The organism is Lacinutrix neustonica, assembly GCF_026625145.1.
Lineage (GTDB): Bacteria > Bacteroidota > Bacteroidia > Flavobacteriales > Flavobacteriaceae > Lacinutrix > Lacinutrix neustonica.
This window is the reverse complement of record NZ_CP113088.1, coordinates 584,858-610,404: the sequence shown is the minus strand read 5'-3', so window position 1 is coordinate 610,404 and position 25,547 is coordinate 584,858. Positions and strand designations below refer to the sequence as shown.

The 25,547-nt window shown below is 32.6% G+C and carries 26 protein-coding genes, 1 tRNA gene and 5 pseudogenes; 23 read left to right on the top strand and 9 right to left on the bottom strand.

Annotated features, from left to right (window positions below):
- Positions 1-5 precede the first annotated feature (5 nt).
- The 20 genes and pseudogenes from N7U66_RS03325 to N7U66_RS03235 all read left to right on the top strand — a co-directional run bounded on the left by N7U66_RS03325 (position 6) and on the right by N7U66_RS03235 (position 13,698).
- A complete protein-coding gene (locus N7U66_RS03325; RefSeq protein ID WP_267677313.1) occupies positions 6-920 on the top strand; it encodes a hypothetical protein in 915 nt (304 codons plus the stop codon).
- A gap of 1 nt (position 921) precedes the next feature.
- A complete protein-coding gene (locus N7U66_RS03320) occupies positions 922-1,671 on the top strand; it encodes a toxin-antitoxin system YwqK family antitoxin (protein ID WP_267677312.1) in 750 nt (249 codons plus the stop codon).
- 1 nt (position 1,672) lies between these two features.
- Positions 1,673-2,377 carry a hypothetical protein gene (locus N7U66_RS03315; protein WP_267677311.1) on the top strand — a complete coding sequence of 235 codons (705 nt, stop codon included), beginning with the start codon at positions 1,673-1,675 and terminating at the stop codon, positions 2,375-2,377.
- Positions 2,378-2,441: 64 nt separating this feature from the next.
- Positions 2,442-2,891: a hypothetical protein gene (locus N7U66_RS03310; RefSeq protein WP_267677310.1), complete on the top strand. Its 450-nt coding sequence runs from the start codon at positions 2,442-2,444 to the stop codon at positions 2,889-2,891.
- Complete coding sequence (locus tag N7U66_RS03305) at positions 2,869-3,210, top strand: hypothetical protein (protein WP_267677309.1); 342 nt, start codon at positions 2,869-2,871, stop codon at positions 3,208-3,210. Before N7U66_RS03310 ends, N7U66_RS03305 begins: the two co-directional genes overlap by 23 nt.
- A gap of 31 nt (positions 3,211-3,241) precedes the next feature.
- Positions 3,242-3,691, top strand: a complete 450-nt coding sequence (locus N7U66_RS03300) for a hypothetical protein (RefSeq protein WP_267677308.1) — start codon at positions 3,242-3,244, stop codon at positions 3,689-3,691.
- Between the two features lie 106 nt (positions 3,692-3,797).
- Positions 3,798-4,111 (top strand): annotated as a pseudogene (locus N7U66_RS22440) (type II secretion system F family protein); the annotation flags it as partial.
- Positions 4,112-4,150: 39 nt separating this feature from the next.
- The gene (locus N7U66_RS03290) at positions 4,151-4,813 is read left to right on the top strand and encodes a type II secretion system F family protein (protein WP_390886675.1); all 663 of its coding nucleotides are present in this window, start codon (positions 4,151-4,153) and stop codon (positions 4,811-4,813) included.
- Positions 4,814-4,823: 10 nt separating this feature from the next.
- Entirely contained in the window at positions 4,824-5,246 is a 423-nt protein-coding gene (locus N7U66_RS03285) for a type II secretion system protein (protein WP_267677306.1), read from the top strand.
- Positions 5,247-5,341: 95 nt separating this feature from the next.
- Positions 5,342-5,731, top strand: coding sequence for a hypothetical protein (locus tag N7U66_RS03280; protein ID WP_267677305.1), 390 nt, complete (start codon positions 5,342-5,344; stop codon positions 5,729-5,731).
- Positions 5,728-6,840: a GspE/PulE family protein gene (locus N7U66_RS03275; RefSeq protein WP_313791394.1), complete on the top strand. Its 1,113-nt coding sequence runs from the start codon at positions 5,728-5,730 to the stop codon at positions 6,838-6,840. The genes N7U66_RS03280 and N7U66_RS03275 overlap by 4 nt, the downstream gene beginning before the upstream one ends.
- Positions 6,755-7,144, top strand: a complete 390-nt coding sequence (locus N7U66_RS21310; RefSeq protein WP_313791393.1) for an ATPase, T2SS/T4P/T4SS family — start codon at positions 6,755-6,757, stop codon at positions 7,142-7,144. Before N7U66_RS03275 ends, N7U66_RS21310 begins: the two co-directional genes overlap by 86 nt.
- Before the next feature lie 2 nt (positions 7,145-7,146).
- Positions 7,147-9,047: pseudogene (locus N7U66_RS03270) on the top strand (type II secretion system protein GspD).
- Positions 9,047-10,210, top strand: a complete 1,164-nt coding sequence (locus tag N7U66_RS03265) for a hypothetical protein (protein WP_267677303.1) — start codon at positions 9,047-9,049, stop codon at positions 10,208-10,210. Before N7U66_RS03270 ends, N7U66_RS03265 begins: the two are co-directional and overlap by 1 nt.
- 76 nt (positions 10,211-10,286) lie before the next feature.
- A complete protein-coding gene (locus tag N7U66_RS03260) occupies positions 10,287-10,706 on the top strand; it encodes a hypothetical protein (RefSeq protein ID WP_267677302.1) in 420 nt (139 codons plus the stop codon).
- A 29-nt stretch (positions 10,707-10,735) separates the two neighbouring features.
- Positions 10,736-11,458: a hypothetical protein gene (locus N7U66_RS03255; protein WP_267677301.1), complete on the top strand. Its 723-nt coding sequence runs from the start codon at positions 10,736-10,738 to the stop codon at positions 11,456-11,458.
- A gap of 14 nt (positions 11,459-11,472) precedes the next feature.
- Positions 11,473-11,694 (top strand): hypothetical protein, encoded by a 222-nt coding sequence (locus tag N7U66_RS03250; protein WP_267677300.1) that lies wholly within the window; start codon positions 11,473-11,475, stop codon positions 11,692-11,694.
- Entirely contained in the window at positions 11,694-12,212 is a 519-nt protein-coding gene (locus N7U66_RS03245; RefSeq protein ID WP_267677299.1) for a hypothetical protein, read from the top strand. Before N7U66_RS03250 ends, N7U66_RS03245 begins: the two co-directional genes overlap by 1 nt.
- Positions 12,213-13,057: 845 nt before the next feature.
- Positions 13,058-13,414, top strand: coding sequence for a single-stranded DNA-binding protein (locus N7U66_RS03240; protein WP_267677298.1), 357 nt, complete (start codon positions 13,058-13,060; stop codon positions 13,412-13,414).
- An 80-nt stretch (positions 13,415-13,494) separates the two neighbouring features.
- On the top strand, positions 13,495-13,698 hold the full coding sequence (locus N7U66_RS03235; RefSeq protein WP_267677297.1) for a hypothetical protein: 204 nt from the start codon (positions 13,495-13,497) through the stop codon (positions 13,696-13,698).
- Here the strand turns inward: N7U66_RS03235 and N7U66_RS03230 are convergent.
- From N7U66_RS03230 to N7U66_RS03220, 3 genes are all read right to left on the bottom strand, one after another.
- On the bottom strand, positions 13,655-14,587 hold the full coding sequence (locus N7U66_RS03230) for a site-specific integrase (RefSeq protein WP_267677296.1): 933 nt from the start codon (positions 14,585-14,587) through the stop codon (positions 13,655-13,657). The two genes, N7U66_RS03235 and N7U66_RS03230, sit on opposite strands and share 44 nt — an antisense overlap.
- A 238-nt stretch (positions 14,588-14,825) precedes the next feature.
- Positions 14,826-14,910 (bottom strand) — tRNA-Ser (locus N7U66_RS03225).
- A gap of 96 nt (positions 14,911-15,006) precedes the next feature.
- Complete coding sequence (locus N7U66_RS03220) at positions 15,007-15,396, bottom strand: acyl-CoA thioesterase (RefSeq protein WP_267677295.1); 390 nt, start codon at positions 15,394-15,396, stop codon at positions 15,007-15,009.
- 90 nt (positions 15,397-15,486) lie between these two features.
- On the opposite strand from N7U66_RS03220, the gene N7U66_RS03215 reads away from it, so the two are divergent.
- The 3 genes from N7U66_RS03215 (at position 15,487) to N7U66_RS03205 (ending at position 17,942) form a co-directional block, all read left to right on the top strand.
- Positions 15,487-16,116 (top strand): NAD(P)H-dependent oxidoreductase, encoded by a 630-nt coding sequence (locus N7U66_RS03215; RefSeq protein ID WP_267677294.1) that lies wholly within the window; start codon positions 15,487-15,489, stop codon positions 16,114-16,116.
- 70 nt (positions 16,117-16,186) lie between these two features.
- Positions 16,187-16,600, top strand: coding sequence for a thioredoxin family protein (locus N7U66_RS03210; RefSeq protein ID WP_267677293.1), 414 nt, complete (start codon positions 16,187-16,189; stop codon positions 16,598-16,600).
- Positions 16,601-16,748: 148 nt separating this feature from the next.
- Positions 16,749-17,942, top strand: coding sequence for a DegT/DnrJ/EryC1/StrS family aminotransferase (locus N7U66_RS03205; RefSeq protein ID WP_267677292.1), 1,194 nt, complete (start codon positions 16,749-16,751; stop codon positions 17,940-17,942).
- 160 nt (positions 17,943-18,102) lie between these two features.
- Here N7U66_RS03205 and ribB read toward each other — a convergent pair.
- From ribB to tpx, 6 genes and pseudogenes are all read right to left on the bottom strand, one after another.
- A pseudogene (ribB, locus tag N7U66_RS03200) lies at positions 18,103-19,255 on the bottom strand (3,4-dihydroxy-2-butanone-4-phosphate synthase).
- Positions 19,256-19,524: 269 nt separating this feature from the next.
- Complete coding sequence (locus tag N7U66_RS03195) at positions 19,525-21,339, bottom strand: LptF/LptG family permease (protein WP_390886619.1); 1,815 nt, start codon at positions 21,337-21,339, stop codon at positions 19,525-19,527.
- Between the two features lie 62 nt (positions 21,340-21,401).
- Positions 21,402-22,038: pseudogene (locus tag N7U66_RS03190) on the bottom strand (LolA family protein).
- A 64-nt stretch (positions 22,039-22,102) separates the two neighbouring features.
- A pseudogene (locus N7U66_RS03185) lies at positions 22,103-24,512 on the bottom strand (DNA translocase FtsK 4TM domain-containing protein).
- Between the two features lie 64 nt (positions 24,513-24,576).
- Positions 24,577-24,903, bottom strand: a complete 327-nt coding sequence (locus tag N7U66_RS03180) for a diacylglycerol kinase family protein (RefSeq protein ID WP_267677290.1) — start codon at positions 24,901-24,903, stop codon at positions 24,577-24,579.
- Between the two features lie 108 nt (positions 24,904-25,011).
- Positions 25,012-25,518: a thiol peroxidase gene (gene tpx / locus N7U66_RS03175; protein ID WP_267677289.1), complete on the bottom strand. Its 507-nt coding sequence runs from the start codon at positions 25,516-25,518 to the stop codon at positions 25,012-25,014.
- Positions 25,519-25,547 lie beyond the last annotated feature (29 nt).

Genomic DNA, 25,547 nt, shown 5'->3' with positions numbered 1-25,547 from the left:
TTGCCATGAGATATATAACTATGTTTTTCTTTTTTTGTTATTGTTCCGTTTGTTTTTCACAATACAAGTTTCCAAAACAAGAGTATGCTCAATTGGTTCTAGACAGTAAATTAGTGGTTGAGTTGCTAGATGGAGAAAGTGAGTATAACGCAATTATGAATAGTAGCGTTAAAGAAGTATTTATCAACAATTGGAAGCATACAGAAGTACTTTTTTTAACGCGATCAGGAATAGATAGTCTTAGAAATATCCATAAAAACGGGTATTCCTTTTTATATCAGAAGGCGAGTAAATACAGCGAACGTAGATTTAGAGAAGATAATTTAGGACGCTCTAGTACTTATGAAGCCTTCACTTTTTCTTCTTACCGCTACTTTCTCAATATTTTAATTGAAGGAAAAAATCATTTTGTTACATCCATCGATTTTGGCACTAATAACCTAATTGAAACAGATCATTTATTCTTATACCAGCAATTATCACTATTGATACAAGCTTCTGCAGAGGGAAAAAAACCTTGGCACTTTTTTAAAGTAAATCGAAATCTTGAGCAGTTAAAAAACTCTACATTGGTGATGCCAAGGTTCCTGTTTAAAGAAAAAGACAGTAGTAAAATAGAAGACTATTATAAACATGATTATCAACTCGTTGATTTTAACGCGTACCAAGAGCTCATACTAAACAAGGAAACAGGTAAATCTTATATAAAAATTATTTGGTCTCCTCAACACAAACTTTATATGTGGATTGTTGTTAACGCTAGTGATGGGGCTATATTATCTATTAATAGCTTTGGAGGATTACATTTTAGCAATGAACAAACGGTAAAAGAGGTTATTAAAGTAAAATATCTTAAATATGCTACAAGTAAGTTGGCCCAAAAAGTGAACAATCGATATGGTTGGAAATTAAAGATATAGAATGATGCGTAAACTAATATATATTGCTGTAGTCTTCATTTGTATAGTAAGTTGTAAAAGTACTTATGAACCTTTTACAAAAAAAGTTATCAGTAATACAGAATATAAAGAACATTTTAATATTACTAGCCAAGCACCAAATGCTAAATTAACTAAAAGGTATTATTGGTTTAAATCTCAGAAAGTCCACAGCTCCCAGGGAGATTATGCTGGAGATTTGTTAGATGGTGAATATCTTAAGTACTATTACAGCAATCAACTCGCTGAGAAAGGACATTTTAATAAGGGAGTAAAAACAGGTATTTGGATTTCTTGGTATAAAAACGGACAAATAGCGACTACTGAAGGATGGGTAAATGGGAAACAATCCGGTAAAAATACATTTCAGGATAGTATTGGGAACCTTATTTCCAAAGGAAAATATAAAAACGGTTTGCGATCAGGACTATGGATATATCCTGTGAAAGGAGATACCATCCTTTATAAAAAAGGAGAGAAAGTAGTGAAGGATAAGGAGGTTTCTAAACCTCATTTTTTTAAACGATTTTTCTTAAAAAGAGATAAGACTGAAGAGCAACAGGTTAAAAAGAATACCGAAAGAGATAATACATTAAATAAAACAAATTCTAAAAAAGGAAAGAAGGTTGTAAATAATAAAACACCAAAGAGGAAGCCAAATAATAAACCTAACAATAAGCCGAACAATAACCCTAGTTTTTTTAAAAGGTTGTTTGGTAGAAAAGATAAATAAAATGCTTAAAGCGGGATCTATAGCTTATGCTATCTTTATTTGTATTGTAGTTGGGATATTTTGTTACTCATTAGTGATTATGAGTAGTTATTCAAGAATACATCAAACGATGTTATTGACCTATACTGAGTTAATTTCTAATAATGAATCTGCACAACACTACTTTTTAAATCATATTGATACTCTAGAAGAGGAAGACACTTCTACAGATCTTTTTGATAACGGGATAATGTCCTCTGCTGTGGTGTTACCTTGGGGGTTTTATAAGGTTTTACTAACAGCTTCGAGGTTCAAGAATGATACGATAAGGCAATCCATGTTGATTGGAGAAAAGCAAGAAGACAATGCCTTGGCATTATATTTAACAGATAATAGTAAAGCGCTATTTATGGTGGATGATGCTCAAATTCTCGGTAATGTTTTTTTACCTAAAAAAGGTATAAAAGAGGGGTATATTACCTCTAATGCCTATCGAAACACTAAGTATTTATCAGGAAGCAAAAGTGTTTCTAAATCTAGCTTACGAGAGATAAACCCCTCTGTTTTTGATTATGCTAATCAAGAACTCGACAGGATGAATTATAAAGAACTTAAGGATTCAGTGAGGTACTATCAGAGTTTTTTTGAAAAAACTTTAGTTATTAATATCAAAGAGGTTTTATTACAACAAAAATCACTTTACTGGCAATATTATTTTAGAATCTAAGGATTCTATCTATATAAAGAAAGATAATTTCCTTGATAATATTATTATTAAGGCGCCAAAAGTTGTGTTCGAAACCGGTTTTCAGGGAAGTGTGCAGGTATTGGCAGAGCAATTAGTAGTATTAAACGAAGATGTGATCCTGAAATATCCTTCGGGTATCTTAATAAATAAGGGCGTTTCAGAGAAAAAAGAAGTAAGATTAAAAAAAAACAGTAAGGTTTTGGGAGCTGTTGTGGTTTATGATCAAGATAAGAGTGCCCATAAGATAATTAAAATAGATAAAAAGGCTGAAGTTGTTGGTGATGTGTTTTGTAGTGGTAAGATTCAACTAACAGGTAAGATTATTGGAACCGTATATACGAGTAGCTTTTATCTCAAGACAGAAGCTTCAACCTATGATAATTACATTATGAACGGAATGATTGACAGGAAAAACCTTCCCAATGATTTTGTTAGAATTCCGCTTTTTCAACATAACCACAACCGATTATATGGCGCTATTAAACCAATGTAATTTTAAAGCGAGTTCTATTACAGAGACCGTAATTGCTATGTCAATCATTGCAACATGTCTTACTATAGCTATTATAACCTACAGTAGAGTGTTACAAACGGATCATAATATAGCTTTCTATAAGTCACAACAGAAAGTCAAGGAATTATTATTAGAAACCAAAATAAAAAAACGAATTGAAAACATAGATTATAATTTTGAATCTTTTAAAGTTCAAAAAAGAGTAGAAGAGTTGGATAGCGATTCGAGTTTTAAAATTGTATTTGTGGTCACGACACATAATTCTAAAAAGAAGTATCAATATATTGTTAATTACTAAGAAACATATTAGCCTTAAGGCGTTTACTATAATGGAATTGGTTATAGGATTAGCAATCTCCTCTATAGTCATATCGATGGTTTATATTATTTATACCAACATTTCTAAACAAATAGTGGAATATTCAAAACAACAATCTGAACTAATGGAATATAATCAGTTTCAAAATATATGGTCAGCAGATATAAGGCTGTGTAATGAACTGATGCCAGTTGATCCAAAGCGTGTAAAATTGTTAATGGCACAAGAAGATATCCAATATTTCTTTGCAAATGGTCACGTTATTAGACAAGGAAAAACCCGAGACACTTTTAATATCAATGTTAAAGAGCTGGAATTAAACGCTAAAGAGAGTATAGATGAGCATTACCAAGTCATTCGATTAAAAACGACATTGCTTGGACAAGATATTATCGTTTTTGAAGAAAAGAAAATAACCTTAGCTAAACGGTTAAACAACTATCTTTTAGGTGAGTATTAATATATCTACATATAAAGCAGAAAAAACCGTCCTTAAATCAAAAAAAGGAACCAATTTTTTTTCCGGAGAATTAAGTTTTGGAAATCATTTTTCTGATAAAGATAAGATGGGGCTTTATAAAGAGTTTTCCGTTTTATTAAATTCAGGAGTCGATTTTAGAAAAGCTTTAGAAATTTTGAAAGAACAACAAAAGAAAGCTAAACATAAAGACTTAATGCATTCCATAACAAAACAAGTGGTACGAGGAAAATCTTTGTTTGAAGCATTACAGGAATCGGGAAGTTCACTCCATATGAGTGTTACAGTATAAAAATTGGGGAAGAAACCGGAAAACTAGGTGAAGTGCTCTTAGAATTACACCAATTTTTTGATAGAAAAGTAAAAATGAAACGTCAGCTATTATCTGTTTTTACCTATCCTGCATTTGTATTACTACTAACCTTTGGTGTATTATATTTTATGATGAAATATGTAGTACCTATGTTTGCATCGGTTTTTAAACAATTTGGGAAAGAGTTACCTAGTCTTACAAAGAAAATTATTTACGTATCTGAACATTTTTCGAGTTTTAGTTTAGTATTTATAGGCTTCCTGTTGAGTATAATTGGATTACATGTTTATTTTAAAAATAACAACGTATATAGAAAATATCTTAGTAATATAGTAATCAAACTTCCTTTCTTTGGAAAACTAATAAAGAAAATATACATTACTCGGTTTTGTCAATCTATGAGTCTATTATTAGCCGCAAAGACGCCATTAGTGAATGCCTTAAATTTGGTTCAAAAAATGATAGCATTTTATCCTCCGGAGAACAGTCTAGAGAGTGTAAAGCTTGAAATCACTAAAGGAGGTTTGTTTTCTAAAGCATTATCTAAACATAGTATTTATGATTTTAAATTAATTTCATTGATAAGTGTTGCAGAACAAATAAATGAACTAGATGCGATGTTTGAGCGCTTGGCAAAGCAATATGATGAAGAAGTGCAACATCAAACAAAGATGATTGGTGTTGTCATGGAACCGCTTATTATTGTGATTATTGGAATAGTGGTAGGTACCGTCTTGATTGCAATGTATTCTCCCATGTTTGACCTTAGTAAAATTATTCAACCTTCTTAAATATAAGAAAATGAAAAATAAAAGAGAAATTATAAATAAAGGGTATGCAAAGGCTTATTCGATGTCAGAGTTAGTCATAGTGCTTTGTATTATAGGCATATTGATTTTGTTAGTATTACCTAACCAAACGTCTATAGTAGCACAAGCTAAAGCAATTGAGGCTCAGAGTATGTTAAATCACTTATATGGGTTGGAAAAAAGTCATTTTTTTAGATATTCTAAGTATACTAACGATTTTGAAGCTTTAGGATTTGAGCCTGCGTTATCAGTAAATGAAGGAGGACAGGCTGTTTATAGAATTGAAATTATTGAAGCTTCAACAAATACATTCAGAGCTAAAGCCGTTTCTCAATCAGATTTTGATGGTGATGGGAATTTCAATACTTGGGAAATTGACCATAATAAACTTTTAAAAGAAACGGTTAGAGACTAATGGAATTTATAATACTCTGTTTTTTAGTGTTGTTTTTTGGGATAATCGTATATCAAGATTTAAAATTTAGACATATACATGTCAGTCTACCTATTTTGATATTCTTACTCAGCTTTTATCTTAATACAAGCTGGATCAATGCGATTGATATTATAAAATCAATAGCCTTTTTAGTAATTAATTTTGCGTGCATTATTGGTTACTTTTCAGTAAAAGAGGCACAGTTAATAAATCCATTTAAAAAGCACATGGGGTGGGGAGATTTAATTTTTTTGATAGGTGTGATTCCAATGTTTACATTTAGAAATTATATGTTGTTTTTTATAACAGGAATGATCTTTACGCTTACGTTATATGGGATTTTTTACAGGAAATATTCTCAGAACACCATTCCCTTGGCAGGATATTTATCATTATATATTATTGTATTAGTGATTTCTGATCTCCTTTTTCCTATTAATATTTTTTACGGAAATATAGTATGAAAATAGAAGGAGACATACAAATATCTGTAGAATTACAACAGCTTATTGGTACAGATATGGCACATCATTACAGGATAGTGCCTAAAAATAACCATAAAGAACAGTTGCAATTATATATTGATAAAAAGAAATGGAGCACTGATATTGAAGCGGAGTTAGAATTATACTTAGGTAAATCAATAACATTTGAGAAAATTGAGTCAGAACAATTAAATAAAGCGCTCTTTGTTTACTATAGAAAGAATGATTCAGATCAAGCCTTAGTAAATACTGGTTCGGCAGAAGACAATAATTTTCTTGAAGATCTAATATTTGAAGCTGAAGCGATTGGTAGTAGTGATATACACTTTGAAGTATTTGAAGAAGAAGCTAGAGCTCGATTAAGAATAGATGGGGTATTAGTAGAAAAATATAAAATTCCAAAAGAGAATTATTTAGAATTAATAAATAAAATTAAGATTGATTCTAATCTTGATATTACTGAAAAAAGGCTCCCACAAGACGGCCGCATCAATTATGATAGTTTTGATGTACGTGTGTCTATACTTCCAACACTACATGGAGAAAAAGTGGTTATGCGTTTATTAGGAAAAGATGCCTCTAATATCAATCTTGAGGACTTAGGGTTTGAAAGTGAAGAAAAAGAAATTTATCTAGAAGCTGTAAAAAAGAATAATGGTATTGTTTTAATTAGTGGTCCTACTGGATCTGGAAAAACAACTACTTTGTATGCAACACTCAAGCTGCTTAATGATATTAAAAGAAATATAGTTACTGTTGAAGACCCAATAGAATATACTTTAAAAGGGATCAATCAAGTGCAATTAAAAGAAGATATTGGATTAACGTTCGCCGCTGCTTTACGATCGTTTTTGCGTCAAGATCCTGACATCATTATGCTTGGTGAAATTAGGGATGCAGAAACGGCTCAAATGGCTATTAGAGCATCGCTAACAGGACATCTCGGTATTGTCTACTATTCATACAAATTCGGCATTAGGAACAATCTCGAGACTCGTAGATATGGGAGTGCCAGCCTTCTATATCGCAGAAACTTTAAATGTATCAGTAGCCCAACGATTGGTAAGGACATTGTGTTACCATTGTAAATTGGAAGCGACTTTAGATGACAATGAGTTTCCTATAAGCTATTCATTACCACGATCGCTAAAAACCCACTTCATAGCCTGTGGATGTCAGGAATGCTATTATACTGGATATAAAGGAAGAAGGGCTATTTATGAGATACTGCCAGTGACAGAGGACGTCATGAGAGCTATTAAAGATGATACTCATCTATTAAAACAAAATTTACATTACAAATACGGAAGTCTTTCAAGTAAAGCATTTAGCCTTCTTGAAAAAGGAGAAACTTCTCTTGAAGAGATTTATTCTTTGTTAATTAACTCATAAATATGAAAAAAAAATTACTGTACTTTTTATTAATTTTAAGCATACAACTTTCTTTTGGTCAGCGCGATATCGAAAATATAGAGAAACAACTAAATGAATATGCGATAGATAAGCCTGCACTGTATGAAACGATCCAGATAGATGTGTCAGGTCTTACAGTTTATGACTTTTTAACTTCAATAGCTATAGAACATAAATTAAATATTAGTGTAGATTCTGATTTAAACGAAGTCGTTTCTAGTAGTTTTTTTGACATTCCTGTGAAAGATGTTTTTCTGTTTGTGATTAAAAAATACAATCTAAATATCGAGTATATAAATAATATTATAGTATTTAAAAAACAACAAAAAATTAAAGAAGAACCTAAAAAGAAACTTGAGAAAGAAATTAAAGTGACTTATAATGCCCTCAATGACTTTCTCACAATTAATTTAAAAAATGATTCTTTACCAAGTGTTATTCAAAAAATTACGGATGTCTCGGGAAAAAGTATAGTCCTTGCACCGGAGGTAAAGCAAGAGCGGGTGTCGGCTTATATCCTTAATAGACCGTTTGATCAAGTTATGGACATGATGGCCAAGTCTAATCAACTACTAATCACTAAGGATGAGAATGATTTTTATTATGTAGAAAAGGATATTCGGACACCAGTAGCAAATGAAAGTTTAGCAAAGAGTAACTCAAAAAATAAGAGTTCAAAGCGTTCAGAGTCTTCTTCCGAAATAGTTGTGCAGCAAAATGGGTTTTTAAGTATAAAGGCGTTTGATGCTTCTATAACAGATTTAATTATGGAAGCTGCAGAGAAGCTAAATATTAACTACTTTTTGTATGCAAAACCAGATGAAGATCAAACCTCTTTGGTGGTCAATAACATAACCTTTGATGATCTTTTGGATCATGTGTTCAAAGGAAAAAGGAGTACTTATAAAAAAACAGATGATTTTTATCTTATAGGCGATCAAAACTCAGAAGGTTTAAGAAGTACAGAGCTCATTCAATTAGAAAATCGAACCATCGAAACTGTAATAGAAACATTGCCGAAAGATTTAACAGAAAATGTAGAACTAAAGGAGTTTATAGAACTCAATGGTTTTGTAGCTCACGGTTCTAGGCCTAGAATAGAGGAATTGAAAGAATATATAAAGCAAATTGATAAGGTTATTCCTATGATTTTTATTGAAGTGCTCATAGTACAATATCAAAAAGGACATGAAATACAAACAGGTATACAGGCAGGTATCGATAAGCAAAACAGAACAACTTCCGGAGTATTGTTTCCTACCAGTGATGTCACTCTCAATTCTTCTTCTGTAAATGATTTGATAGATGCATTCAACGGCTTTGGTATTTTTAATTTAGGAAAAGTTGCAGAGGATTTTTACCTCAATTTAAAGGCATTAGAAAACAATTCTATAATTCGATTACAATCTACTCCAAAAATATCAACTCTAAGCGGGCACGAAGCCAAGCTTTCTATTGGTGAAACGAGTTATTATTTTGAACAAAACAATAGGTTGATTAATAGTGGATTAGGTAATGATATTTTACAATCTGGACAATGGAAGGCTACTGATGCCAATTTGAGTGTTAATATAAAACCTTTTGTGTCTAAAGATGAGCAAATTACACTAATCATTGAGGTCGAAAAAAGTGCGTTTTTGGGTAGAGCGGGAGAAAACGCACCACCAGGAAAATCTACACAACAGTTCGAATCTATGGTAAGGGTTAGAAACGGAGAAATGATCTTATTAGGCGGATTGGATGAATTAGAAAGAGAAAATTCAGGTACTGGAACTCCTTTTTTATCCGAATACCAGTTATAAAATGGTTTTTTAGCAGTAAAATAAAAAGAAAACAAAAATCTAAACTACACGTATTTATAAAACCTACAGTAGTATATTAATGTTTGATAAACTAAAAAATATAAACTTTTTCCAAGAGAAAAAATTTGCCATTATTGGTATTGTAATGGGGGAAGTACCCTTTTATGAGATCCTTGTTTTGGATAATAAATTAGATAATCTATCAATAATTGATTCATTTTCTACAAAACATTTCGATAAAATTAAAGAGAAAGTTGATCTGTCAATTCCAATACTTCTGAATTTTTCAGGTAAAGGAGTTGTTAGTAAAAAAGTACTTTATAAAGTAAATTATTTAAAAGAGATTCTGTTTAATGCATCTCCAGAAGATTTTTATATCTATGAATTACATCAAGATAAATATGAGTTTGTTTCTATTGCTAGAAAAGAAGTTCTAGACAATTTATTTGGCTTATTTAGAAAAGATAACTATTTGGTATTAGATTATAGTATTGGTCCATTTGTAGGGGTAATGTTAAAAAAAATATTGAATAAAGAATTGTTTTTTTCAGGTGATTCTCAATTGAATTTTGAAGAAGATTTACTAGTGGATTTTAATAATGACATCAAAAATATTGACAACTATGCTATTGGTCAAGATAAAATCAGTAGTTCTCAAGTACCCCTATTTACAACATTATTAAACCATCTTTATCCTTTCGAGAGAATTAGTTATGATTTTGAATTTCTTAAACCAAATAAGCAGGAGTTAAAATTAAAAAAGATTTTCAATAGTTCTGTGGCGTTTTTGGGAATCTTTTTTTTGGGAGCACTATTATCGAGTTATTTGTTGTTAAATTATTACAACAATCAATATATTACTTACGAGTCTCAATTGTATAATTTAAATCACACTTATAATCAGGTTAGAAAACTGGAGGCAGAACGACAGGATAAAGTTATTATACTACAAGAATGCAGAGTGCTAAAAGAAAATTTTATTGCCTTTTATGTTAATGACATTGTAAATAATATACCAAATAACATAAGTTTAATGAGTTTGGTAGTCAATCCAAAAATTAATAAAAACAAACGCACTGAAAAAATAATTTTAGAACCAAATACCATCTTGATACAAGGCGATTCAGATTCAAGTTTACCATTGAATACATGGGTAAAGGACTTAAAAACGAAAACTTGGATATCAAAAATTGAAATTCGGACTATAGCAATAAAAGAAAAAACATCGGTAAGTTTACTTTAAAAATTATAATTAAATAGTGTTTTCAAACTTCACATATAGGCAAAAATTATTTGGACTAGGAATAGTAGCCTTCCTTTTGTTCTTTGCAGCTAATAAGCGATCATTTACAATAACAAAGCAAGCGTATACTCAAATAGGCGAATTAAAAGAAAAATTGAATTATGTAAATGCTTCTACTGGAAATATTGGACAGCTAGAAAGAGAATTAAAGTTATATGATAGGATTATTGGAATACAAGGGATGGAACCAGAGATTGTCCAGCAGAGTATATTAAACTTTACCACCTCATTTGAAAAAGTAGGTATATTTGGTATGGAAGAAATACATGTCGCAGAAAGTGATGGTTTTAGTATAATTACAAATCAATTAATTCTAGAAGGAGACTATAATTCTTTAATTGAAATAATATATGAGTTTGAAAAAGAATTTGAGTCATCCAATATTGTTAGCATAGCCTTTTCAAAAGAAAAAGAATACCGAGACCCAAAAAAATAAATTAAGAGTTAAAGTAATATTTCAAAATTATGAAAAAATTAATTAGTGTATCGTTATTTACGTCCTTGTTATTTCTAATTATCGGGTGTGATGATGTGTTTGAAGAAGATATAACCAATGATTTGGTGACCGTATCATCCCCACAAAACCAAAGTGTGATTAATGGTAATTCAGTTCAATTTAAATGGAATGCTTTAAAAGGTGCCGAAAATTATAGAATTCAAGTTGTAGAAGAAAACACGCAAAGGAATTTTTTAGATTCTTTGGTAACCGGTAATAGTTTTACTTTTAACCTTAATCCAGGTAATTATAATTGGCGCATTAGGGCGGAAAATTTTGCTTATCAAACGGCGTATAATTTTCCTACATCCTTTTCAGTGATTTTTTCAAATGATTTGTTCACTCAAACGGTTTTTTTAAATTCTCCTTCACAAAATTTTTATACCAATAGAGATACTATAATATTAACTTGGAATAATATTCAAGCAGCAGACACATATAGCTTAGAGGTCGATAAAACCGTTCAAGGAAATACCATTACAGATTTTCAAATCGGCGATTTAACTAATAATAGTTATACATTGAATTCAACAATTTTAATGGAAGATGCAATTTATACTTGGAAAATAAAAGCGGTAAATGAAAACAGCGAAACTGAATTTTCTTCAAGACAAATTTTATTAGATACTCAAGTTCCTAATCAACCTTTTTTGAATACTCCGATTCTAATGGAATTACGAATAGTACAGTAGAGTTTGTATGGGATTTGGGAAATGATTCAGGAGAAGTCCTTTCTCCTTTAGCAAGTGTTCTTGAAATCGCTACCGATATTAATTTTACAAATATCATTCAAACAGAGTTTACAAATATTACATCTCAACAGATTTTAATAAATTCAGTAGGTGATTATTATTGGAGAGTGAGAGCAAGGGATGAAGCAGGGAATGAAAGTGTTTCAAGTGAACCAAGAAAGTTTACTGTAGAATAATGAATAGACGATTACTAAATATTATTTTAATGGTTTTTATGTTCGCTATTTGGATAGTCGTTATATACAAACTATTTAATTTTTTTAAAGCAGATAATCAAACAACCTACCTTTCGAAAGATGTTATTTATGCAGAAAGTTCTTTGCAAACTTTGTCTAAAGACACCTTTCAATTAAATAGAATTGACAGAGACCCATTTTTAGATAAAGTGAGAGAAAGAAAAGTGAATGTAACGGTAGGGAAGCCTAAACAAAAACCGGACAAAAAGAATGTAAAAAAAGCATTAAATAATAAAATAAGTATAGTTGTTAAATGGCCTAAGCTTAGATATTATGGTACAATTAAAGGAATAAATAGTTCTTCTGAATTAATATTGATAAAAATCGACAATAAACTCTTTAAATTAAGGGAAGGAGATAAATTAGAAGACATTGCTTTAAAAAAAGTGTATAGGGATTCAATTATAGTCGAAATGAATAACGAATTGAAATCCATATTGAAGAATCAAAATGAGTAGATAATATTCATTTTTTAGGGCTTTAATTAAAAACGTGTATGCTTAAAAAGCATTAATGTAAGTATTTTATTAATAACTAATTGAAATCCTAAATAATATATTTGTTGCACTTATGGGTTGAATTCGGCAATTAAGAATATTGCACTTTTTTGTTACTGAAAAACAATTTTATTCTTTTGAGATTTCAACATTTTAAATATGAAAACTCCGAGTGTTATAATATTTTTTTTAGGTTCGGGAGTAAATTTTAGATAATAAATCCACTCAGCACATTCCTCTACATTCTGCGAAAAGCTACATTCCAAGAAAAGAGCTTATTTAAAATAAGTCTTGGACACAATTCCCACTTTTTACTCTTCATTCCGTTAACCCTTTCCGCTCTGCTGGAAAGGAACACTACATTCCCAAGTAAAAAGCGTGAATCAAGTCCGCTAAATAAGGAAAAATCTATTTGCATTTTGTTCCACTTCTTATGTTTTATACTTCACAAGAAGTTTAGGCTCACCTCCCGAGCCATCACAACCATACCTTTTTTTGACAGCAAAATAACAACATTCAGCTTTGAACGACAGCATAACCAGGCTCACTTCGACTACGCTCAGCGTAAACTCGCTCGCACTTTTTATATGTCTAAACAAAGCTGAATATCGAAAGCACCAAGCAACAAAAAAAGGTAACAGCAACGGCTCTATGGGAAGTAAATCTAAAATGAATCTTATGAGATCTTACAAAATCCTCAAAAAGGAAGCGGAACAAAAGTTAAAAAAACAACAAAAGGAAAACGCTCCGGATATAATAAGTAAATCAATAATTCAAATAAATATTAATCTTTAAATCTTTTAATTATGATCACTCTAAAAAACAAAGTACAGTTAATCGGGAACGTGGGAAATGCGCCTGAAATCAAGACCCTAGAAAGCGGTAAAAAAGTTGCTAATTTTTCAATCGCTACCAATGAGTTTTATAAAAACTCAAACGGAGAAAAAGTACAAAATACACAATGGCATAATATTGTAGCCTGGGGTAAAATTGCCGAAATCGTAGATAAATACGTGGACAAAGGAAAAGAAGTCGCTATTGAAGGTAAATTGACTTCACGAAGCTATGAAATAGAAGCAGGAGAAAAAAGATATGTTACCGAAGTGGTAGCTAACGAAATTTTATTGCTTGGTATAAAGGGCGAAGAAAATTCTACTGAATAGCTAAAAAGACAAAGAGGGCGTTCCTGTGGAAAGATGCGCCCTCTTTTTCATTATTAAAAATCCTTTAAAAGACAATTAAAATGAGAACACAAGTTAGTGAAATAAAAGTAAGTTATCAAGAAAAAATTAGTGCTAGTAAAGCATATAAAATTCAAAATTCAAAGGATGCAGCAAGGTTGGTTTTTGATAATTGGGATAAAAAAACAATTGAACTTCAAGAATGTTTTAAGGTACTCTTACTTAATAATAGTCATTATATTTATCCAAAATATCAAGAGCAGTAGGTAATAATGGAATGCTACTTCGTGTTTCAGTTTTTGAGCGCTTTATTTTAATCCATTTATCACCATCTATACCTATCACTATATCATTTCTAGAAAGCTTTTTAACATCTGCATAGGCTAATCCTGTAAAGCAAGAAAATATAAAGATATCTTTCACCTGATCTAAACGCTCTGCATGAAGTTCCTTCTCAACCATCTTTTGAATTTCTTCCTGAGTTAGAAATTCTCGATCTACGATTTTGAGTTTTGCTTTCCAATTTATAAAAGGGTCTTTGGTTATCCAATCATTGGCAAATGCAATGCGAATTATTTTTTTGAAGTTAGTGACGTATTTAATAGCTGTGTTGTGAGCGCATTTGCGCTTTGTTTTAAGGTAGTATTCTAATCCTGAAATGAATTTATGATCAACATCTTTTACAGGAATATCGGCTATGCGATATTCTAGGTTGATGTAATCTGAAACGTGCTTTTTTGCAGTTTTGTAGCGTTCTATGGTGCCAGGAGCAAATTCTTTACCTACAAGTCTTTCAATTTTATCGTTGTGAGCTTGGAAGATTTCTAATAGCATTTTGTGCTTTATATTTTTACCTAGATAGATGTTCTTGATAATTTCGGAGGTAATCAATCCTTTATTTTTCGAAAGGGTTTCTTGGATCTTATGTACCTTGACTTTAATAGCATCCATATATCTATTAAGCTCACGAACATCAGCGGTAGTCCCGCGAACCTTTCCTGCTTCAGAGTTCCATTTAGTCAATAGTACTTTTCGTTTGATGCTAAATTCACTGCGCTTGCCGTTTACCGTAATCCTCAAATAGATGGGAGTCATACCTTTTTTATCAATATTACTTCCTTTTGGGTAAAACAATACAGAAAATGTAGTTTGCATAGGTGCTTGTTTTATATTTCTCTTAAAGATACAAAAAAATATTAATAAAAAAACAATCAACTGTTTGATTATCAATTATTAACAGATGATTCGGTGCTTATTTTTGTTTGTAATTTTAAGCACCGAATCAAGCTCCTTTTATTTAATATTATATGGTTTTGTTTGATATAGGAGGTAATTAAAAAACCCCATAAACATAATGTTTATAGGGTTTTGGTGGAATTTGATTCATTCCTAGCGGAGAAAGAGGGATTCGAACCCCCGGAGGTGTGACCCTCAACAGTTTTCAAGACTGCCGCATTCGACCACTCTGCCATTTCTCCTTGAGTGCCTTATCAAGCTATTTGCCTGAATGCGGCTGCAAATATAGTGTCCTTTTTCATTCTTATCAAATAAAAAATAAGATTTTTTATAAATTTTTAATCTAGAATAGGGATGGGTTTCATTTCATCGTTGATAGCCACGAACTTAAAGAAACCGGTGACGGTTAATTCTCGCTTATAACTATACATGTTTTCCATAAAAATATCGACTTTAACAGTACAACTGGTGGTTCCCACTTTAGAAATTCCGGCGATGAGTTCAACAATGGACCCTTCAGGAATAGGCCTTTCGAAATCTATTTTATCTGTAGATATGGTCACTACTTTTTTTCGGCTAAAGCGCGTGGCGCAAATAAAAGAAGCCTCGTCCATCATGTGTAAGGCCGTTCCCCCAAATAGGGTGTTGTAATGGTTGGTTGTATTTGGGAATATAGCTTTAAATATTCTTGTTTCGGAAGCATTGATTAATTCTTCGGTAGTACTCATAACTATAATAGTATCATTTTAATTTATCACTCTTTATCATTATATATACGAATGTAACCCTATTTTTGCAAAAAGTTATACCACGAATTTATGAATGCAATTGACGCACTACGCTGGCGCTATGCTACCAAAACCTTTGATGCGACCAAAATAATTTCCGAAGAGAAACTTAATATTCTCATGGAAGCTTTTAATTTAACAGCGACCTCATATGGCTTACAGCCTATTAAGTTAGTAGTACTACAAAATAAAGCACTTCAAAAGCAATTGGTCGAGCATTCTATGAATCAAGAGCAAGTAGCACAGGCGTCTCATGTTTTTATTTATTGTATTGAAAGGGTTGTCGATACGGCATATATTGAAAATTATTTTCAGCGCATTAAAACCATAAGAGACACTCCGGATGCTATAATCGATCCTTTTAAAGATTTTTTAATTGAAGATTTTAAAAATAGTCCTAAAGAAAGAATAGAGCAGTGGGCAACAAAACAGGCTTATTTAGCGATGGGGAATCTATTAACAGTTTGTGCCTTAGAACGCATTGATGCCTGTCCCATGGAAGGATTTTCATCAAAAGATTATGATTCCATTTTACACTTAAAAGAAAAAGGGCTACAGTCTGTATTAGTGATGCCTGTGGGGTATAGAGACCAAGATGACTTTATGTCTAAATTAGGAAAGGTACGTAAAGAGTTAAAGGATAGTGTTATTGTGTTGTAATACAGTGTCTTGGCAGGATTTTTGTTACTTTGTGTTTTTTAAGGGATCTAACGTTTAAAGGAAACAAGGAATGAAAAAACTATTTATACTTTTAGCTTTGTGTATGGGGACGCTCAGTTTTTCTCAGGAGGAAGACTATTCAAAGCTCAATTGGTTAACAGATTTTGATCAAGCGGCAAAGGAGTCACAAATTTCCAACAAGCCCATTTTAATGTATTTTACTGGTAGTGATTGGTGTGGGCCATGCAAATCCTTAAAAACCGATTTTTTCAATTCAGACGCATTTATAGTTAAATCTGAAAATTTTGTGTTATTAGAGATAGACATGCCAAGACGATCAGACATTATTACTCCCGAACAAAAAGCGAAAAATATAATTTTAATAAAAAAATACAACCCAAACGGGGGGTATCCCAATATTGTAGCACTTAATAAAAAACTGCAGGTCATAGGAGAGCTATCTCGGCTATACCTTTTTACGTGAAACAGGTAGACATTTTACCTTTATAGATAGCATTATTGAAAATCAGTAATCTAGATATATTTTATTTTATTAGGCCTTTAAACTTAGTTTAGAGGCTTTTTTTATTGAGGAATTTCCGCTAATTTTGCGGTCAATTTAAAACACAATTATGCCAGGATTTGAACGCTTTGGAACGGAAGAACGAAAGGAATTACAAGATGTATTAGACAATGGAGTTTTGATGCGTTACGGTTTTGATGGCATGCGAAATGGACACTGGAAAGCGAAGTCTTTAGAGGTCGAACTACAAAAAACTTTGGAGTCTAAGCATGCCCAATTAGTATCTAGCGGAACGGCAGCTGTATCTGTCGCTTTAGCAAGTGCAGGGGTAGGGGCTGGAGATGAGGTGATCATGCCAACATTTACTTTTGTTGCCAGTTTTGAAGCTATATTGATGTTAGGCGCTATTCCAGTGTTAGTGGATATCGATGACACACTCGGTTTAGATGCACGTGCTGTTGAAGCTGCAGTGACTGAAAAAACTAAAGCCGTTATGGTCGTGCAAATGTGTGGGAGTATGGCAAATATGAGCGAGTTACAAGTGGTTTGTGATACTCATAATTTAGTATTAATTGAAGATGCCTGTCAAGCCATAGGAGGCACCTATAAGGGGAAGCCCTTAGGAAGTGTTGGTGATTTAGGTTGTTTTTCTTTCGATTTTGTAAAAACAATAACATGTGGTGAGGGCGGTGCTGTAATTACAAATAATGAAAAATACTATTTAAATGCAGATCATTATAGTGACCACGGTCATGATCATGTCGGCAATGATAGAGGGGCAGAAACACATCCATTTTTAGGTTACAATTTTAGAATTTCAGAGCTGCATGCGGCTGTGGGGTTAGCTCAGATTAAGCGTTTATCTGAATTTATTGCGATTCAGAAAAAAAACCATACCATATTAAGAGCGGCATTGTCTACAATTCCTGAAGTGACCTTTAGAACGGTTCCCGAGGGTGGAGAGGAAAGTTATGCTTTTTTAAACTTCTTTTTGCCCGATCTAGAGAGTGCAAGAAAAACAATTGAAGCTTTTAAGACTAATGGAGTAGATGCTTGTTGGCACTATTACGACAATAGCTGGCATTATGTTCGTGAATGGGAGCATTTAAAAACAGCCAAATCACTATTTCCATTGTCTGCTGAAATTAAACAAGCGTTGAATACATTAAACACAGCTTCTTTTGAGCAAAGTGATCATTATATAGGGCGTAATATCTCCTGTCTTATTAAATTGTCGTGGACAGAAGAAGAGGTGCATAGTCGTGCTGCTCACATGGTAGCAGCGATAAAAGCAGCGCTTTAAACGAAAGTCTTTAATTTTCAAAAGCTGCCATCATTTTAATAGAATAATGATGGTAGCCCTTTATTATTACAGCCCATTAGGGCCATACGCGTACTTTTCAATGCGTACGTAAATTAGACACCACCAATAAGTGGTTTAATGATTGTACTCTAGGTACTTATTAATAAGTCACATATTCAACAATCTCTAAACCATAACCAATCATACCAACACGCTTGGTTTGTTGTGAGTTAGAAATTAATTTTAGTTTGTGGATATTTAAATCGTGAAGAATTTGTGCACCAATGCCGAAGTCTTTAGTATCCATTGCAATAGCTGGTGCTTTTACAATTTGTCCTTCCACTTGCTTGTCTTTTAAAAGGCTAAGTCGTTTTAATAAATTTAAGGATTGCGATTGTTGGTTTATAAAGAGTATGGCGCCTTTAGAGGCTTTGGTAACGACACGAAACATATCATCTAATTTCTCATCCGCATTATTCGTTAGCGTTCCTAAAATATCATTATTGACTAAGGTAGAATTCACTCTAGTTAATACGGGTTCGTTAGTAGCCCAGCTTCCTTTCGTTAAGGCAATATGCACCTGATTATTAGTGGTTTGTTGGTAGGCTCTTAATCTAAAACTTCCAAAACGCGTTTCTATATTAAAATCCTCTTTCTTTTCAATTAGAGAGTCGTGATCCATCCTATAGGCTACCAAATCTTCAATCGAAACCAATTTTAAATCGAATTTCTTAGCGACTTCAATCAATTGTGGTAATCGCGCCATGGTACCGTCTTCGTTCATGATTTCTACAATCACACCAGCGGGTTCTAAGCCTGCTAAACGTGCAAAATCTATGGCTGCTTCTGTATGGCCTGTTCTACGCAACACACCGCCTTCTTTTGCTACCAAAGGAAAAATATGACCTGGTCTTGCAAGATCAAAGGGTTTTGTGTCTTTATTAACTAAGGCTTGTATGGTTAATGCACGATCACTAGCAGATATTCCTGTGGTAACGCCGCTACCTTTTAAGTCTACCGATACAGTAAAAGCAGTTTCTAATGGATCTGTGTTATTCGTAACCATCATATGAAGACCTAAATCTTTACAATGATTTTCGGTTAAAGGTGCACAAATTAACCCTCGACCATGAGTGGCCATAAAATTAATCATTTACTGGTGTTACTAATTCTGCAGCGGCTAAGAAATCACCTTCATTTTCTCTATCTTCATCATCTACAACAATTATTACTTTTCCAGCTTTAATATCGTCGATTGCTTCTTGTATGGTGTTTAATTTAAAAGGCACTTTTGATTTGGTGTTAGTAATCATTTAAATTTTTTTTAAATACAGCGCAAAGATATTGCTTATTTACGATTTTCGGGCTGAATACACATTTGATTTTTTGATTTTGGAATAGATAAAAAGATGTATAAAGGCACTACAATGGTTTTTATAACCCATTTGGATTACTTCATTAGAATAACGCTAAGTATGCTGCTATCTCTATCAATACAATCTATGCGAAGTGACGGAATGGTTATGAAAAAAAATGAAATAGTTAAAAACAAAAAAGTAGTGATACCTGTTAAACGCGTATTTTAATCGTTAATAAGGCTTTTGTTAGCTGTTATGTCGTTAAAAACAGGATGCTTAATAAGATCAAAAGCATGATAGAAATCATGAGAAGTTATTTCAATAGTAATGTTCTCATTAGAAACGATGTCTAATGGTTGTTTGCAATCTTTTTTTAAATTTTCAATAAAAGTGGTCACGATTTCGGACTTTATTTTATCATCAAAATCAATCAAATAGGTTGTTGGTTCTCCTTTTTGTATATTGATTCCAATGCTAGTTATATCCATTGTTTCAATAAGCTTATGCATTGAATCGCTTATTGTTTCATAGTCTATATTTTTTATTATAAAATAATTTAGAAATATTTTATATGCTTTCCTTAAGTTCCTATAATCTCTTGATTGTTCAACTCTTCTAATGGTATCGTAATCTTCTACAGTTTGTATTTTTTTACCTTTAGCATTAAGTTTTTCCGGGGTTTTAAATAATTTTTTAAGAGGTTCTGTAATATGATCAAACTCAAAAAGACCACGATCTGCGGTCGCTCTTCGGGTAAGGAAGATACTTAAAGGGAGCATAATCAATGTGGAGAACCAAGTAGCTAACGCCGGATTAAAAGAGCCATCTTTAGCACTATTTTTAGCAAAAATCCCAATAAAATGATAACTTAAAAATAAAACAATGGCGATCACCATAGGCAAGCCCAAGCCTCCTTTTCTAATTAAAGCACCAAGAGGGGCGCCAACAAAAAATAATATAATACAAGCAATAGCCAATGCGAATTTTTCATGCATAGCGATAATATGTTTATTTAACCAGATGGTTTTCGCTTTAACATTATCTTCTTTAGCAACAATAATTTGTTTTGTACTAGCGGTGGCATTAATAGCATAATCGAGCAATTGAACTTGACGCCTAGTGTTAAAGAGATCAAGAATGTTACCCGAGTACAGGGTGTCTTTTCGTGAGTCAACCGTTAGGTTTAACGTCCCTATATTAGAGCGATTATATAGTGTCTCGCCAAACTGCTCATACGTATTTCGACGCTCTGTTATTAATGAATCTGTTTTATTATCTAATTCTGCAATAGATAGCATGGAATATTTATTATCTGTGCTCTTGTCATCTAAATCGACAGGGTTTAATTGAGACAAGTCTAAATTTATAGTATACTCTTTGAATACGCTTTTTACAAAGGGATTCTTTTTTCTTTCTGCAGGTTTACTTGGCGGGGTGTCATCATAATAATGACCATCATAGAGAATTAATTTTATGATTTCAGAGTCTTCGGCACTTGCTAATTTCCCTGTCTTCGCAACGATTACAGTATGGTTTCCTGATATTTTAGTTTGACCTTTATGGATAACAACTCCCTTTAATAGTCTTCCCTCGGGACCATATTTGTCTTCCACCTTAATATTGAAATTGTCACCGAGTTGATTGAATTGGCCTTTTGCAATAAATTGTTGCGGCTTTACTTTAGCAATGTTCTTACGTAAATTGTAACTTTCGTATTCCGCCTTGGGAATCACATTATTAGTAAAGAAGAAAGTGGTTATCGCTAGTAATACAATAAAAACACTCAATCCAGCCATAGCCCTTTGTAACGAAATACCAGTTGATTTCATAGCAGCAAACTCATAATTTTCGGCAAAATCACCAAATACCATGATTGAAGCTAACAAGATGGTGAGCGGTAAAATTAGAGGAATTAGAGTAGGCGTAATGTAGAATAAGAATTTCAAAACTGTAGAAATATCTAAGTCTTTTCCAGCTAATTCTTTAATATATAGCCAAATCGCCTGTAATACAAAAATCAGCATGAGAATAAAAAACACGCTGATAAAAGTTTTAAGATAAGACTTTAATATGTATCTATCCAGTATTTTCACTAAGAGATCTAGTCTAGTTTATTGATGTAATAATCTTTAAATTTACTCTCGTCAAAAGTAAACAAGGTTTTCGAGATAGTTTCGTTTGTTTTAAAAGAATTAACAGTTAAAGTCGTTTTGGTACCATTATCACCAATTTCTATCAAATTGTAAATATGCTTGGTTTGGGCATCTATGCCCAAAAGGATATATTTAATGGTTGAATTTGAATCTATAGGGGTTAATTTAACGTATTGAATTTGACGTCCTTTTATATTTTGAATAATATCCATTTTGTAAGAAAAACCATCTTCATAAAAAGACAACATTTTACTTGGTGTAATGGTGTTAGTATCACTGTTTTCTGTAGAAATGGTTACCTCTTCATCATCTCGGACTTATCGTATATAGTTTTTTACCGTCAAAAATTCTAGTCGCGCCTAAAATGTTTAAATGGTATTTATCGCCTTTCATGGTGACGTCACCTCCGGTTTCTTGCTTAATTTTTTCCGCAGTGTTTTCTAAAACATATTTAAAATCGATAGCAATGTTGTCATAACTTTTAACTTTTGTTGAAACTTCAGACAAAAGTGTTTTTGCTTTAGAGTCACTTTGAGCAAAAAGCGTGCTGCTAGTGATGAATAATAAAAGTAATAATTTTTTCATGGTAAATGTTAATTTGCTATTTCTACTAGCGTATAGCGTAGAAATTTTAAGTTATTTTAATAATTTATTGACCTTCGTTTTCTAATAATTGATCAAGAGCTACTAAATCTGTAATTAAAACTTGTCTTGCTTTGCTGCCTTCAAATCCGCCAACAATACCAGCGGCTTCTAATTGATCAATAATACGACCTGCACGGTTATAACCTAATTTAAGTTTACGTTGCAATAAAGAAGCAGAGCCTTGTTGTGCTGTAACTATAATTTCGGCAGCATCTTTAAACAGTTTATCTCTTTCAGATATATCTATATCAAGACTCGTGCCACCTTCTTCACCTTCATATTCAGGAAGTAAATAAGCATCGGGATAAGCCTTTTGCGCGCCAATAAAATCGACTATTCTTTCAACTTCGGGTGTGTCAACAAAAGCACATTGTATTCGTATCATATCGTTGCCTTGGGTATACAGCATGTCGCCACGACCAATAAGTTGATCGGCTCCACCAGCATCTAAAATTGTACGTGAATCGATTTTACTCGAGACTCTAAAGGCAATTCTCGCTGGGAAATTGGCTTTAATAATACCTGTAATAACATTTACAGAAGGCCGTTGTGTCGCAATTATTAAATGAATACCAATGGCACGAGCCAATTGTGCTAAACGCGCAACAGGAGTTTCAACCTCTTTGCCTGCAGTCATAATTAAATCGGCAAACTCATCTACAACTAAAACAATATAGGGTAAGTAAGCATGGCCATCATTAGGGTTTAACTTACGGTCTTTAAATTTTTTGTTATATTCTACAATATTACGACACAACGCATTTTTAAGCATTTCGTATCGGTTATCCATTTCAATACACAGTGAGTTAAGGGTGTTAATTACTTTGGTATTGTCAGTTATAATGGCCTCAGCTTCCCCAGGTAATTTGGCTAAATAATGGCGCTCAATTTTATTAAATAGCGTCAATTCTACTTTTTTAGGATCAACTAAAACAAACTTCACTTCAGCAGGGTGCTTTTTGTATAATAGAGAGGTTAGTACGGCATTTAAACCTACCGATTTTCCTTGTCCTGTGGCACCAGCCATTAATAGGTGAGGCATTTTTGCTAAATCGATGACTAAAGTTTCATTACTAATGGTTTTACCAATCGCGATTGGTAAGTGCATATCTGTTTTTTGAAATTTTTGAGAAGCAATAACCGATCGCATAGAAACAACCGTTGCGTTTTTATTAGGCACTTCTATACCAATGGTTCCTTTACCTGGAATTGGAGCAATAATTCGAATACCTAAAGCAGACAAGGACAATGCAATATCGTCTTCTAAGTTTTTTATTTTAGAAATTCGAATGCCAGCATCGGGTACAATTTCATATAAGGTTACGGTAGGGCCAATAGTTGCTTTAATACTTGCAATACCAATTTTATAATTATTTAGGGTTTCTACAATTCGATTCTTATTTTCTTCAAGTTCTTCTTGATTTATAGTAACGCCCTCATTGTCGTATTTTTTCAATAAATCTAAAGGCGGAAATTGGTAATTACTGAGTTCTAAAGTGGGGTCAAATTCACCAAAATCTGCTACTAATTTATCAGAAAGGTTATCTGTTTCAGACTTTTCTTCAATTATTTTTTCAACTTCTATGTCAAGATGCTCTTCCTCTTCTTCTTTTGGAATTTCGATTTCTAAGGCTGCAGAAGTTGATTCCGTTTTTAGAGTCTCCGTTTGATCCATTTTGGAGGGCTTAGAAATGGTAGGGTCAAGAGTTTCTGATTTGTTTTCGAAAGCTGCTTTTATAGCTTCGGCTTCATCAGTTAATGCATTGTCAATAGGAACAAAAACATCTTCTGAAGCTTGTTTAAATTCTGTTTTTATTTCTTTTTTTGCACTTCTAAACAAAGCGCCAATACGTTCAGGTGTAAATTTAAACCGAATGGCCGGATAAGTTATTAACACGAAAATTAGTAATAATATAATCCCTACTTTTCCAACATAATCCTGTAAATAGCTGTTGAGTTCAAAGCCAATGGTGCCACTTAGATAATCACTTAAAGGTGCTGCAAAAGCCAATAATACAGACAACCAAATGACGATTATAGTACCCCAAATCCAATGTTGTGCCAGTTTTCCTTTTTTTAAATCCAACAAAATATAGATTCCCGATAAAAATATCAATCCGAGAAAAAATAAATGAAGCGACTCCAAAACCTTTATAAATTAAAAAATCGCCTAACCAATTACCAAGTGATTTTGCCCAATTTTGTGTTTCAGAAGTACGTGAGGGGAATGCACTTAATAAGCTTTGGTCTGCTTTACCAGTAAATAGATAAGAGAGCAATGCAATAAAAAGCATCACGCCACAGAGTACTAATAAGCTCCCAAAAATAAGTTTTTGTTGACTTGATAATTTAAAATCGGGTTTTTTTAATTTGGGTGCCGACTTTCTTTTAGTTGTCTTTTTCGCTTTCGCCATTATCAATGTTTAGAATGAAACAAAAATACAAATTACTACCGTTTAACCTAATTAGTTATGGTGTTTAAAATATCTTAGGAATATAAATGATAAAGCCTATAGCGATTGCTGCAATGGCCACAATAAATACGGCCCCTGCTGCCAAATCTTTTATAAGTCCAATTTTTGGGTGATACTCAGGATGAATAAAATCTGCCATTTCTTCAACAGCAGTATTAATACCTTCTATAGCCATGATAAGGGCTATAACTAAAGTTTGAATACACCATTCTATTGAGGATAATCCAAAGTATAATCCAGCCAAAGTCATTATAATACCTAAAACGAATTGCACTTTTAAGCTGGCTTCCGTTGTGATTAACAAATAAGCCCCTTTAAAGGCATAACCCACGCTTTTAATTCTGTTGACTAAGAAAGAGTCTTTTTTTTCATATATATATAAATAAACCTGTCATGTGTTTAAACGTGACAGGTTGTGATTTATTGAATGTCGAGTTATTTATTCACCTAATAAAGCATCTAAGGATGCTTCATAGTTTGGTTCATCTCCAACTTCTTTTACTTGTTGTGTGTATGTAACAATACCATTTTCATCTAATACAAGAACGCAGCGAGAATGTAACCCTTCAAAAGGACCATCTGTGAACTCTAAACCATAAGCTTTACCAAAATCGCCTGTTTTAAAATCAGACAGCATTAAAACATGTTCTAAACCTTCTGCGCCACAAAAACGCGCTTGTGCAAAGGGTAAATCTCTCGAGATACATAACACTTTGGTGTTGTTCATCTTTCCTGCTTTTTTATTAAACTCACGAACAGATTGCGCACAGGTGCCCGTATCTACACTTGGAAAAATATTCAAAACGACTTTATGGCCTTTTAAATCTGATAATTTTTGAGTGGATAAATCGGTTGTAGTTAAATGGAATTCGGGTGCCTTTTCACCTATTTCCGGAAGCTGTCCTGAGGTTTCAACAGGTGTTCCTCCTAACGTTATTTTTGCCATAGTTTTATGTTTTTAAAAATATAAAATTA

Coding starts and splice junctions, on each gene's coding strand:
- N7U66_RS03325 (WP_267677313.1), top strand. CDS start 6: ATGAGATATATAACTATGTTTTTCTTTTTTTGTTATTGTTCCGTTTGT.
- N7U66_RS03320 (WP_267677312.1), top strand. CDS start 922: ATGATGCGTAAACTAATATATATTGCTGTAGTCTTCATTTGTATAGTA.
- N7U66_RS03315 (WP_267677311.1), top strand. CDS start 1,673: ATGCTTAAAGCGGGATCTATAGCTTATGCTATCTTTATTTGTATTGTA.
- N7U66_RS03305 (WP_267677309.1), top strand. CDS start 2,869: ATGGCGCTATTAAACCAATGTAATTTTAAAGCGAGTTCTATTACAGAG.
- N7U66_RS03300 (WP_267677308.1), top strand. CDS start 3,242: ATGGAATTGGTTATAGGATTAGCAATCTCCTCTATAGTCATATCGATG.
- N7U66_RS03290 (WP_390886675.1), top strand. CDS start 4,151: ATGATGAAATATGTAGTACCTATGTTTGCATCGGTTTTTAAACAATTT.
- N7U66_RS03285 (WP_267677306.1), top strand. CDS start 4,824: ATGAAAAATAAAAGAGAAATTATAAATAAAGGGTATGCAAAGGCTTAT.
- N7U66_RS03275 (WP_313791394.1), top strand. CDS start 5,728: ATGAAAATAGAAGGAGACATACAAATATCTGTAGAATTACAACAGCTT.
- N7U66_RS21310 (WP_313791393.1), top strand. CDS start 6,755: ATGGGAGTGCCAGCCTTCTATATCGCAGAAACTTTAAATGTATCAGTA.
- N7U66_RS03265 (WP_267677303.1), top strand. CDS start 9,047: ATGTTTGATAAACTAAAAAATATAAACTTTTTCCAAGAGAAAAAATTT.
- N7U66_RS03255 (WP_267677301.1), top strand. CDS start 10,736: ATGAAAAAATTAATTAGTGTATCGTTATTTACGTCCTTGTTATTTCTA.
- N7U66_RS03245 (WP_267677299.1), top strand. CDS start 11,694: ATGAATAGACGATTACTAAATATTATTTTAATGGTTTTTATGTTCGCT.
- N7U66_RS03240 (WP_267677298.1), top strand. CDS start 13,058: ATGATCACTCTAAAAAACAAAGTACAGTTAATCGGGAACGTGGGAAAT.
- N7U66_RS03235 (WP_267677297.1), top strand. CDS start 13,495: ATGAGAACACAAGTTAGTGAAATAAAAGTAAGTTATCAAGAAAAAATT.
- N7U66_RS03230 (WP_267677296.1), bottom strand. CDS start 14,587: ATGCAAACTACATTTTCTGTATTGTTTTACCCAAAAGGAAGTAATATT.
- N7U66_RS03220 (WP_267677295.1), bottom strand. CDS start 15,396: ATGAGTACTACCGAAGAATTAATCAATGCTTCCGAAACAAGAATATTT.
- N7U66_RS03215 (WP_267677294.1), top strand. CDS start 15,487: ATGAATGCAATTGACGCACTACGCTGGCGCTATGCTACCAAAACCTTT.
- N7U66_RS03210 (WP_267677293.1), top strand. CDS start 16,187: ATGAAAAAACTATTTATACTTTTAGCTTTGTGTATGGGGACGCTCAGT.
- N7U66_RS03205 (WP_267677292.1), top strand. CDS start 16,749: ATGCCAGGATTTGAACGCTTTGGAACGGAAGAACGAAAGGAATTACAA.
- tpx (WP_267677289.1), bottom strand. CDS start 25,518: ATGGCAAAAATAACGTTAGGAGGAACACCTGTTGAAACCTCAGGACAG.